Origin of the sequence: Synechococcus sp. H55.9 (assembly GCF_047462355.1) — a bacterium.
Lineage (GTDB): Bacteria > Cyanobacteriota > Cyanobacteriia > Thermostichales > Thermostichaceae > Thermostichus.
Genome location: NZ_JANSJB010000103.1, coordinates 1 through 8750 on the forward strand (window position 1 = coordinate 1; position 8750 = coordinate 8750).

Annotated in this window: 10 protein-coding genes and 1 tRNA gene; 6 read left to right on the forward strand and 5 right to left on the reverse strand. The window is 59.3% G+C overall.

What is annotated here, in order from left to right:
• The first annotated feature begins 552 nt into the window (after window positions 1–552).
• Window positions 553–1230 carry a TIGR03943 family putative permease subunit gene (locus NW857_RS11315; protein WP_414332754.1) on the forward strand — a complete coding sequence of 226 codons (678 nt, stop codon included), beginning with the start codon at window positions 553–555 and terminating at the stop codon, window positions 1228–1230.
• A 1-nt stretch (window position 1231) separates the two neighbouring features.
• Here NW857_RS11315 and apcB read toward each other — a convergent pair whose 3' ends face one another.
• Window positions 1232–1735, reverse strand: coding sequence for an allophycocyanin subunit beta (gene apcB / locus NW857_RS11320; protein ID WP_414332752.1), 504 nt, complete (start codon window positions 1733–1735; stop codon window positions 1232–1234).
• A 237-nt stretch (window positions 1736–1972) separates the two neighbouring features.
• Entirely contained in the window at window positions 1973–2872 is a 900-nt protein-coding gene (gene truB / locus NW857_RS11325) for a tRNA pseudouridine(55) synthase TruB (RefSeq protein ID WP_414337610.1), read from the reverse strand.
• Between the two features lie 100 nt (window positions 2873–2972).
• On the opposite strand from truB, the gene NW857_RS11330 reads away from it, so the two are divergent.
• A complete protein-coding gene (locus NW857_RS11330; RefSeq protein ID WP_414332750.1) occupies window positions 2973–3974 on the forward strand; it encodes a DMT family transporter in 1002 nt (333 codons plus the stop codon).
• A 10-nt stretch (window positions 3975–3984) separates the two neighbouring features.
• On the opposite strand, the gene trpS is transcribed toward NW857_RS11330, so the two are convergent.
• The gene (trpS, locus tag NW857_RS11335; RefSeq protein WP_414332748.1) at window positions 3985–4980 is read right to left on the reverse strand and encodes a tryptophan--tRNA ligase; all 996 of its coding nucleotides are present in this window, start codon (window positions 4978–4980) and stop codon (window positions 3985–3987) included.
• 116 nt (window positions 4981–5096) lie between these two features.
• Between trpS and NW857_RS11340 the strand changes: the two genes are divergently transcribed.
• From NW857_RS11340 to gatC, 3 genes are all read left to right on the forward strand, one after another.
• Window positions 5097–5381, forward strand: coding sequence for a chlororespiratory reduction protein 7 (locus NW857_RS11340; protein ID WP_414332746.1), 285 nt, complete (start codon window positions 5097–5099; stop codon window positions 5379–5381).
• A gap of 112 nt (window positions 5382–5493) precedes the next feature.
• On the forward strand, window positions 5494–6015 hold the full coding sequence (locus tag NW857_RS11345; protein WP_414332744.1) for a photosystem I assembly protein Ycf3: 522 nt from the start codon (window positions 5494–5496) through the stop codon (window positions 6013–6015).
• Between the two features lie 92 nt (window positions 6016–6107).
• Window positions 6108–6401 (forward strand): Asp-tRNA(Asn)/Glu-tRNA(Gln) amidotransferase subunit GatC, encoded by a 294-nt coding sequence (gatC, locus tag NW857_RS11350; RefSeq protein ID WP_414332742.1) that lies wholly within the window; start codon window positions 6108–6110, stop codon window positions 6399–6401.
• A gap of 87 nt (window positions 6402–6488) precedes the next feature.
• On the opposite strand, the gene NW857_RS11355 is transcribed toward gatC, so the two are convergent.
• A tRNA-Ser gene (locus NW857_RS11355) sits at window positions 6489–6573 on the reverse strand.
• A 214-nt stretch (window positions 6574–6787) separates the two neighbouring features.
• Here NW857_RS11355 and scpB point away from each other — a divergent pair.
• Window positions 6788–7330, forward strand: coding sequence for an SMC-Scp complex subunit ScpB (scpB, locus tag NW857_RS11360; RefSeq protein ID WP_414332740.1), 543 nt, complete (start codon window positions 6788–6790; stop codon window positions 7328–7330).
• A 24-nt stretch (window positions 7331–7354) separates the two neighbouring features.
• Here the strand turns inward: scpB and NW857_RS11365 are convergent, their stop codons facing one another.
• Window positions 7355–8599, reverse strand: coding sequence for an ATP-binding protein (locus NW857_RS11365; RefSeq protein ID WP_414332738.1), 1245 nt, complete (start codon window positions 8597–8599; stop codon window positions 7355–7357).
• Window positions 8600–8750 lie beyond the last annotated feature (151 nt).

Consider the following 8750-nt stretch of genomic DNA (forward strand, 5'->3'; position numbering starts at 1 on the left):
TGAATTCGTTGAATTGACGATGGGATCCCGACAGCTTTGACATACTCCCCACAGCCGTACAGTTTTTTCTGACTTCACGGAAGTTCTGTAGCCAATCCGGATCTTCACGACACAAGAGATAGATCTACATTGGCTTATTAGATAACGCTGGAAAAAGCTGTAGCTTGCTAGGGCTTACGATCCACCACAGGCAAACCGTCCAGCAATAGACAGGGTAATCACGGTGCTTTTTGTAAAGTTGCCGATCAGGAACGTGGGCTAAACGAAGTTTTTTGCTGAGCTCTATTTGGGTGAACCTCAATACCTGTGACCGCGAAATCGCAGTAAAGACCTTGCCCATTCTCGCCACACAGGTAGTGGAAAATTGCGCGAGGATTGCTAAACTTGGGCTCGGAGTAGTGTGAAAAAGGTGTAACCATGCCCAAAAGCAGTTCTAGTCCTATTCGGGAAAAACAAAACCCAGAGGGAGTGCGTATCAAAACCAAGATTATGTCTTGGCCCAGGAAACTGTTGGCGTGGGGCCATATAGCCTACTGGGAGGCGTCCGGGTTGATGTTGCTCGGGATCCTGCTGATCGTTTACCGCTGGCGGGGTACCCTGCTGATGTTGATCAATCCCGGCTACGTGAATGTGGCTTTGTTGGCCGGGCTATGCCTGCTGGGCTTGGGGATTGGCCGTTGGCAAGGAGCGAAAGTCGCCTCTTCTGAAGCCCACGCCTCGCTGTTGGGACCGCAGCTGGGCGCAGGACTGCTGATCCTGACGGCACTGCTGGGGTTTTGGGTCGAGCCGCGACCGCTCTCCAGCCAAACTGCCCTCAACCGAGGGGTATCTCCCTACCTGGGGGTATCTCGTAGCCAGCCGCAGGCTTTTCGTCCCAAGCTCGACCCGCGTCAGCGCACTCTGCTGGATTGGGTACGCACCTTGGATGTCTACCCGGATCCCTACACCTACACAGGGCAGCCGGTGCGGGTACAGGGGTTCGTCGTTCCCGACCCGCGGCCCGACCACTTTGTTATCGCTCGCTTTTTGGTCAGTTGCTGTGCTGCCGATGCCTACCCTGTGGGCTTGCCGGTGCGCTGGCCAGAGGCAGAACAGTTAACTGCCGATAGTTGGCTGCGTCTGGAGGGACGCATGGCCGTAGAGCGGCGGGATGGCCAATCTCAGTTGGTGATCGTCGCCGAGCAGGTGGAGCCAATACCGGTGCCGGCCAATCCCTACGCCGACGAGTAGGCTAGATATCGGTTTCGCTTAGTTTGCTGCTCATGTAATCGAAAGGCTCGGCCACAAAGCTGTAGTCTTCGCCGGAGCCGAGCAGCTCCAGGGTGCGGGTTTTCATGTTTTGGATCCCAATCACCGTCGGGGCGATGGGCACGCCGAGGGAGTTGTAAGTTTCCCGCAAGCCGGCCAAGACTCGCTCATCCAAGACGCTGTTGTCGGCAGCCACCAGCGCATAAGAAGCGTAGCGCAGGAAGTAGTCCATATCCCGCAAACAGGTGGCGTAGCGGCGGGTGGTGTAGGCGTTGCCGCCCGGACGGATCAGATCCGGCACCTGGGCAAACATAGCTGCGGCAGCCGTCTTGACAATGTCCACCGAGTTGAGATTAATCACCTGCACTGCCTTGATGCGCCGCAGCCCTGAATCGTAAAAAGCTTTGAGCGCATCCATCGCATTCCGGTCCAAGTAGCGGCCCGCCAGGTCGTAGGTTTTGATCAGTGTGGTTACGGCATCCCGCATATTCTCAACTCCGTTCCTGTAACTCTATGTAAAAGTAGCTTGAGATGCAAAAGTGAGAAAAGATTGAGAAGAGATTTTGTCGGCAACGTCCAAAGGCCACCCTTGGAAAATCGAGCCGGAGCCCAACAACGGCAGCGCTCCGAGCTCCCCACTTGCCCCCAGAAGTTTAGCATGCAGGGGGTTCTTTCCCGCCGAGACAATGGCCAATGTTGTTACGAAAATGTAATGTTTCTGCAACTAGGGATCCGGCGGCAACACCCGCAGCGGCCTGAGCTGACCTGCTTGGCTGTGCCCCAAGCCCAAAAATTCCCCCTCTCTGCTCATGACCCGCAAGGTCTCAGCACCGGCCTGAGCAGGATCCAGGGGAATGGCCTGACCTTGCCGCCAGCGCTGGGCCTCAGCCGGAGATAGGGATACTGAGTCCCAATCGCGAAATCCCCACTCAATCGGCAGCAGGGCGGCGGCGGGATCGGCGGATCCCTGCCATTGCTCCAGGGGCAGGCTCTCCTGGACGCGAAAGGGGCCACTTTGCAGCCGTCGCAGGCGGCTCATCAAGCCTCCGCAACCCAATTTCTCCCCCACGTCGCGGGCGAGGGCGCGGATGTAGGTGCCGGGGCCACAGGCAATCTCCAGGTCCACTTCCGGGAAGTTGCCGGGGCGCCAGCCCAGGATCCGCAGGTGCCGAATCACTACTCTCCGCGGCTCCAGCCCCAGTTCTGAGACCTCTGCCCCGGCCCGCGCCAGCTCGTAGAGCTTTTTCCCCTGCCGCTTGATGGCGCTGTAAAGGGGCGGCACCTGCTCAATCTCGCCGACAAACTCCCGCAAACAGGCCGCCACCTGCTCGCAGCTCAGCTCCGGACAAGGGGATCCCACCTGGATCTGCCCCTCGGCATCGTCGGTGTCGCTGCGCTGCCCGAAGCGGAAGGTGGCCCGATAGACCTTATCCCCCGGCAGAAAGGCCAAAAAGCGCGTCGCCCGCCCCACGGCAATGGGCAAAACCCCCGTCGCCGCCGGATCCAAAGTGCCGCCATGCCCCACCCTGCGGGTGCGCAAGACCCGCCGCACCACCGCCACACAGTCGTGGGAGGTAAGCCCTGCTGGTTTATCCAGGTTGAGAAAGCCCTCCAGGGATCCCATGCCAGGCATCAACTTGCATCAACCAATAATTAAGATTTGTAACCGAACTGCCGCAGCGCTTAACATGGGGTTAACTTCCGTCTGCGAGTTTGAAGCACCCATGGCTCAGTCTTACCTGCTTTCTCAGCCTATCTGGCAACGCCTGTTGATGATCGCCCCCTTTTTCCTGTGGGGTTCGGCGATGGTGGCGATGCGGGATGCCCTCTCTGAGACCACCCCTCTCTTTATCGCCATTCTGCGGCTCTTGCCGGCTGGGATCCTGGTTTTGGCCTTTCGGCTTTGGCAGGGACGGGCCGCCGGGGTGTCTCAACCCTGGCATCCGCAGGGGCGGCGGGGGTGGCTGTGGGTCTTGGCCTTTGCCCTGGTGGACGGCACCTGTTTTCAGGGATTTTTGGCGCAAGGGTTGAGAGAGACCGGCGCCGGGCTGGGATCCGTGCTGATCGACTCGCAGCCGCTGGCGGTGGCTCTGATGGCCACCTGGTTTTACCGCGAGCGGATGGGAGCGCTGGGCTGGCTGAGCTTGGGGATAGGGGTGGTCGGCATCGGCCTGATCGGCTTATCTGGCGGGGGATCCCTGCAGTTGGGGGCTGGCGTCGTCTGGATGTTGCTGGCATCCCTGTCGATGGCCATCGGCACCGTGATGATGCCCAAGGTGGCGGAGGTGGCGGATCCGGTGTTGGCGACGGGCTGGCACATGGTGTTGGGCAGCCTGCCCTTGATCCTGCTCTCGGCGCTAACAGAAAGCGAGCAATGGCAGCACCTGAGCGGTGCCCACTGGCTGGGCCTGCTCTACGCTTCGGTGATGGGAAGCGCTGTGGCCTATGCCCTCTTCTTCTATTTCGCCTCCCAGGAGAACCTCACCGAATTCAGCTCCCTGACCTTTCTCACCCCCATCTTCGCCCTGCTGTTCGGCAGCACCTTCTTGGGGGAATCGCTGACGCGGCTGCAGTGGTTGGGAGTGGGTATCACCCTGGTCTGCGTGTATTTGATCAACCACCGGCAAGAATGGCAGGAGCGCCTGCGCTTGGCCTGGCCAGGGATCCTCTCGGAGCTGGGCCTGGAGTTCAGCACCGTCGAGATCCGCGATGGCAACCGCGACTAGCAGGGATCCCTTAGGGGGGTAGGAACCCCATTGCCTCTCGCACCCTTTGCAGCGTTGGCTCGGCAACAGCGCGAGCCTTGGCAGCATTTTCCCGGATCAGCGCCAGCAGATAGTCGGGGTTGTTGCAGAGATCCCGGTAGCGCTGCTGAATGGGCTCTAGGGCAGCGATGATGCTGTCTGCGAGGAGAGGCTTGAACTGTCCCCACCCCATCTCGGCACACTCAGCCGCCACCGCCTCCTTGCTTTTTCCAGAGGTGAGCATGTAGATCGTCAGCAAATTGTGGGCTTCAGGACGAGCCGGATCGTCAAAGACAATGCCCCGAATGGGGTCGGTCTTGCATTTTTGGATCTTCTTGCGGATGGTATCCGGGTCATCCAAGAGATGAATGCGGCTGAGATCCGAGGGATCCGACTTGGACATCTTGCGCGTGCCATCGGTCAAGCTCATGATCCGCGCCCCCTGTGGGCGAATCAGGGCCTCTGGGATCACAAACACCTCGCCAAAGCGGTCGTTAAAGCGGCGGGCAATATCCCGACACAGCTCAATATGCTGCCGCTGATCCTCCCCCACCGGCACATACTTGGGCTGGTAGAGCAAAATATCCGCCGCCTGCAAAATCGGGTAGCTGAACAGGCCAACGCTGGTCTCCTCTCCCTGTTTTTCTTTTTTCTCCTTGTATTGGATCATGCGCTCCGCCCAGTTCATGGGGGTGATGGTGTTGAACAGCCAGGCCAGCTCCGTATGGGCAGGCACGTGGGACTGCACGAACAGCACACAATGCTCCAGGCTGAGGCCACAGGCCAAATAAAGGGCAAACAGCGAGCGGGTGCGCTCCCTCAACAGCTTGGGATCCTGAGGGACGGTGATGGCATGTTGATCCACAATGCAAAAAAAGTTCTCGTAGTGCTCCTGCTCGGCCACCCAATTTTTAATCGCCCCCAAGTAATTGCCCAGGTGCAACTCGCCAGAGGGCTGAATGCCAGAGAGGGTGCGCGGCTTAGCCATAGGAAAAGCAGATCTCAAATGCCAACAAGACAAGAGCAAGGAAAGTCTTTATCAGGATACCAAGAGAGGCGCAACCCGTTGGTTCATGATGGATAGAAGACGCCCAGCCCAACACCATGTCAGACTCGGAACCCGAACTGTTGCGTGCCGCCAACCACTATGTGCTGCTGATCCCGGGCTTGCCGGAGCAATTTCTCAGCCCTGAGGAATTGCAGGAGTTCCTCGTGCGGCTGTTGCAAGAGCACCCCCACCTGGTGGATGCAGATCTGGCCCGCTACCCCACCCCCCAAGCGCAGGCGCAGCGGCTGATCGACACCGCCTGTGAAGTCGAGGTTTCCCCCGGCGAAACCCTGCAGTGGCATCCTGTGCGCCTGAGCAAGCGCCCCTCGATACCGCCTTGACAGACCAGGGGCTCGTTTGTGAAACCAACGGGGCTGTGTTTCGGATCCCGCCTTGGACGTGATACAACGCAAGAGAGAAATCTTTAGTCCCAAGTTCTAAAAGGGGTCAGCCATGCCGCGCAGCATGAAGAACGACAACTTCATCGACAAAACCTTTACCGTCATGGCCGATCTGATCCTGAAACTGCTGCCGGGGGTGAGTTCTGAGCAAAAGAAAGCTTTTGCCTACTACCGGGATGGCATGGCCGCTCAGAGCGAAGGGGAATACGCCGAGGCTCTGGAAAACTACCGAGAAGCCCTCACCCTGGAGCAAGGCGAAGAGGATCGTAGCTACATCCTCTACAACATGGGCCTGATCTACCAAAGCAACGGCGAACTGGACAAGGCCCTGGAGTACTACCACCAAGCTCTGGAGTTGAACCCACGACTTTGTTCTGCCCTGAACAACATCGCTGTGTTGCTGCATCATAAAGGCGAGCAGAGCCTGCAGGCCGGAGATGAAGAAACGGCAGAGGCCCTGTTTGACGAGGCCGCTCAATACTGGATCCGCGCCATTCGCATTGCCCCCAACAACTACATCGAGGCCCAAAACTGGCTGAAAACCACCGGGCGCGCCAACCTCGAGTTGTATTGAGTCTGCCTGCCAAAGGACTCTGTACCACCAACGCGAACGGTTGCTCTCAGCCACCTTAAGCTAAGTTAATGATCTGCGCGCCGGGGGGAAGGATGCTGAAACGGGAAGGGGTACAACATGTCGCTCACTTGGCTCGTCTGGAGCTAACCGAGGAGGAAGAGATCCAGTTCACCGAGCAACTGGCAGACATCTTGGCCTACGTGGAACAACTGAAAGAGCTGAATACGGAAGGGGTGGAGCCCACCTTCCATGCCCTGGACATGGAGCTGCCCACCCGCCCCGATGAAGTCGAGCCCTATCCGGATGTCGAAGGGATCCTGGCCAACGCTCCCGACCGGGCGGATGTGTTCTTCAAAGTGCCCCGCATTCTGGACGCAGAAGACTGACGTCGCCAGATTACCTTAGGCTGGCCCAAGGGAGTAGGGGCGTGGTAGGGGCCGCCGGACAGCATTGTGGGTTACTCAATAAAGCAACGGAGAGGGTGGGATTCGAACCCACGGTGGCGTGAACCACGGCAGTTTTCAAGACTGCTTCCTTAAACCGCTCGGACACCTCTCCAATTCTCTGGGATCCCCAAACCCTATTTATGCTACGCAATTGGCTTCAGGTTGTGCAATTGTACTCCGCACCGAGTAGCGCGATGGGCGGGAAAGCAGGCCATGGCATGGTTTAGCATAGCAACGCTCGCCTTGGCCCAGGCCGCCCCAGCAGGGATCCCTCAGCCTGCAACTGCTGCTATGCTACGGGACAAGTAGGCGGATCCCTTGTCGCTATGGCCTCGCGTCGTTCCAAGTTGGTTTTGGATCCCGGATCAGAGGTGGAGGGGGGGCGTCTCTTAGCCCTGAAAAACCAGATTGAGGCAATCCTCTACCTGAAGGGGCAGCCGTTGGCCCTATCGGCGCTGGCTCAATTGGCCCGCTGCAGCCGCGATGAGGCCTATGATGCGCTGCTGGAGTTGATGGAAGACTATGCTCACCGCGACTCTGCCCTGGAAGTATTGCAGGTCGGGGAGGGGTTTGCCCTGCAGTTGCGAGAGCCGTTTTTGGAGCTGGCCAACCAGCTCTTGCCCCCCGAAATCGGGGTGGGCGCTGCCCGTACCTTGGCGACCATCATCCTGCGGGGGCCCCTCTCCCAAGCCGAGTTGGTAGAGTTGCGCGGTCAGGGCGCCTATCAGCATGTGGCAGAGCTGGTGGAGAAAGGCTTTATAACCCGCTACCGCAAAGAAGGCAGCCGCTCCCCCTGGTTGCGGGTGACGGATAAGTTTCATCGTTACTTTACGGTAGACAAGCTGGCCAATCCCTTCCCCGAAGAATAAACTTCCCGCAACGCGGCCAGCGATTCATTCGTTCCCTTTTGCCAGCCCTGCCCGAACGGCATCCAAAAACTGACGGGCGGTGCGACCGGAAAAGCCGTTTTGCTGCTGCGCCCAGATCAGGGCCCGGCGACGCAGGGCCGCCAAAGATTGAGCGAAACCCAGCCGCTGCGCCAAGTGTTCTACAGTTGCCAAGTAATCGTCTTGAGTGAACGGAGGGAAGGTGAGGGTGAGGCCAAAGCGATCCTGCAGCGACAGCTTTTCCTGCACCGTATCCCAGGCGTGGACTTCTTGATCTTGGGGGTTGGGGCGGTCGGCGAAAAACTCGCGGACCAAATGGCGGCGGTTGCTGGTGGCATAGAGGCGGACGTTGGGCGGCGGCGCGACGAGATCCCCCTCCAGGAGCACCTTGAGCTGCTTGAACTCGGTTTCGTCGGCCTCGAAGGAGAGATCGTCCACAAACAGCACAAAGGGCAGCCCCTGTTTCCTCAGCTCCGCCAAGATCTCCGACAATTGCATCAAGTCAGTTCGTCTCAGCTCCAGAAGGCGCAGCCCCTGAGGGCCGTAGCGGCGCAACAAGGCCTTCACCAACGAAGACTTGCCGGTGCCCCGCGCCCCGTAGAGCAAGACATGCAAAGCCAGATCCCCCCGCAGCAGCGCTTCGGTGTTGGCGGCCAACTGCTGCTTCTGCCGTTCGTAGCCGTAAATCTCATCCCAATCGGGTAGGTCGGGAGCCGGGATCCCTTCTAGCCCTGCCGGCCCCCAGCGAAACGCCCAATAGCGAGCACAGATTCCTACCCCTCTTTGGCGGTAGTGGGCGATCAACGCCTCCAGGCTCAGGCCCCAATCGGCAAAAGAGCGCGGATCCCAGCCGGCGCAGTCACTGTCCCCATCCGGCCAAGGGATCCCCAGGCCCAGCGCCTGCATCTGCTCTTCGATGAGCTCCTGGCTCTCGGCCAGGATCTGTAAGCAGCGGAGATCGTGCCGTGCTGCTTGCAAAAGGGGTGTCGGGATCTCCCCACCTCGCAGCGCCGCGCGGGCAAAGGGGTTGTCCGCCCAGCGGATCTCCTGGATCAGCCACTCCCGCCAGCTCAGGTTTTGCTGGGCCAAAAGCTCAAACCAGCGCCCGTAGGCCGCCCAGCAAGGCAGGGGATCCCCGGCCATCAACTGCTGGATCAGCTCCTGCCAGCCCAGGGCTAGGGGATGGGCGCAGATTTCTCGAAACAGCAACAGCTTGGCCGCCGCTTCCGCCGCTTCTTCGAGGGGAGTCATCGCTGTGGTTGAGATTGGGCATAGTCGCTATGTTGCCGCGATAACGGCAGTGCAGTAAAGCCTTGCAAGACAAGGTTGGTTTTCTGGCTCATCCCCATCGTTGGCGTAGTGTGCCGGCGGCAGGGAGAATCGCCAGACGGGGGGAGTCTCT